This window comes from Luteibacter sp. P4_D7_3, from assembly GCF_056401735.1.
In genome coordinates, this window is record NZ_JBFUIT010000520.1 from 1 (window position 1) to 1,635 (window position 1,635).

Annotated in this window: 3 protein-coding genes; 1 reads left to right on the plus strand and 2 read right to left on the minus strand. The window is 65.7% G+C overall.

Annotated elements, in window-relative coordinates:
• Positions 1 to 428: aminotransferase class III-fold pyridoxal phosphate-dependent enzyme (locus AC1DSN_RS22265; RefSeq protein WP_477332969.1), on the minus strand; the 428-nt coding region annotated here is incomplete at its 3' end.
• Complete coding sequence (gene thiE, locus AC1DSN_RS22270; RefSeq protein WP_477332971.1) at positions 425 to 1,072, minus strand: thiamine phosphate synthase; 648 nt, start codon at positions 1,070 to 1,072, stop codon at positions 425 to 427. The genes thiE and AC1DSN_RS22265, both read right to left, overlap by 4 nt.
• Before the next feature lie 96 nt (positions 1,073 to 1,168).
• Between thiE and AC1DSN_RS22275 the strand changes: the two genes are divergently transcribed.
• Positions 1,169 to 1,360 (plus strand): rubredoxin, encoded by a 192-nt coding sequence (locus AC1DSN_RS22275; protein ID WP_046969539.1) that lies wholly within the window; start codon positions 1,169 to 1,171, stop codon positions 1,358 to 1,360.
• The last annotated feature ends 275 nt before the right edge of the window (positions 1,361 to 1,635 follow it).

Consider the following 1,635-nt stretch of genomic DNA (forward strand, 5'->3'; position numbering starts at 1 on the left):
TGGTAGCAGCCTTCGAACTTCACGATTTTCGAGCGACCGGTCGCGCCACGGGCAAGACGAATGGCCGACATGGTGGCTTCCGTGCCCGAATTGACCATGCGCACCATGTCCACGGAAGGGATGAGCGAGACGATCGTCTCGGCCATGGTCACTTCGGCCGCGCAGGGCGTGCCGAACGACAGGCCCTTCCGGATGGCGCGCTCCACGGCCTCGCGCACGTCCGGGTGGTTATGGCCGACGATCATCGGGCCCCATGAGCCGACATAGTCGATGTAGCGCTTACCCTCCACGTCCCACAGATAGGCGCCGTCGGCCCGCTCGGTGAAGAACGGCTCGCCACCGACGGACCGGAACGCGCGCACGGGTGAGTTCACACCGCCGGGCAGCAGCTTCTGGGCACGGGCGAAGAGGTCATGGTTCGTGGTCATCGAATGATTCCGGGGCGTGGGTCGAATAGGTCGGCGAACTGCCGGGCGGCCGTCTGGATGTCAGCGGCCGCGAAAATCGCGGACACCACGGCCAGGTAATCGGCGCCGGCGTCGATCAGCACCCGCCCATTGTCGGGGGTGATGCCACCGATCGCCACGACGGGAAGGCCCAGGGCCTTCGCCTGCGTCAATACGTCGTGTGCCACGACCGGGGCGTGCGGCTTGGTGGTCGACGGGTACATGGCGCCCAGGGCCAGGTAATCGGCCCCTTCGGCCTGCAGCTGACGGGCACGGTCGATCGAGCCGTAGCAGGATGCGCCGATGATGGCGTCCGCGCCGAGCGCGGCCCGGGCCTCGGCGATGGAGACATCCTCCCGGCCCAGGTGCACGCCGGCACCGACTTCGAGGGCGAGCGGCACGTCGTCGTTCACCACCAGGGGGACGTCGTAACGTGCGCACATGGTCGCCAGCTCAGTGGCCTCGGCCAGGCGGCGCCTGGCGTCCTTGGTCTTGTCCCGGTACTGCAAGAGGCGGATGCCCCCGGCGAGGGCGGCCTCGACAGCCGCAAACAGGTCGTCGCGGGGCCCGTCCGTGATGGCATAGACGCCCTGGCCGCGGAGTCGGGTTCGGAGGAGGGTAMTCATGGGAATCCTTGGGGGTGACGGCTAGCGCGCTAGCCTCGTTGCGCCGGAGGGTGACAGAATGGGTGACTTCTCAGATTCACGACAGTACGCAAAACCATGAGCCAGAGCACCGAAACCACCCTTCGCAAATGGATGTGCGTCGTCTGCGGCTTTATCTATGACGAAGCCCTGGGCCTTCCCGAAGAGGACATCGCGCCCGGCACCCGCTGGGAAGATATCCCGGATACCTGGACCTGCCCGGACTGCGGTGTGACCAAAGACGACTTCGAAATGGTCGAGATCGACTGATAGTGTAGGAGCCTTACCGTCCCGATCGCCGCGATGGGGCTGACATCGTTTCGCCCCATTCGGTCAGTAATAAGGCAGGAAAGCCTGCTTCCATAGTCCCCGAGGCCACGCAATGTGCGCCGATCCCGTGGAGGAAGCCTGTCATGCAGCGATTCATTCCGTTCGAAGACCAATGGGACGAGCTGGCCGGCGTCGATCCGGCCTCGCTCGTCCCGTATCACACCGGCGTGCCGTGCGAGCGCGGCTTCCTGGCGGATCAGCGCACCGTACCAGGA

Bases quoted from the DNA above. Each gene is read 5' to 3' on its own strand.
- AC1DSN_RS22275 (WP_046969539.1), top strand. From the start codon at position 1,169: ATGAGCCAGAGCACCGAAACCACCCTTCGCAAATGGATGTGCGTCGTC.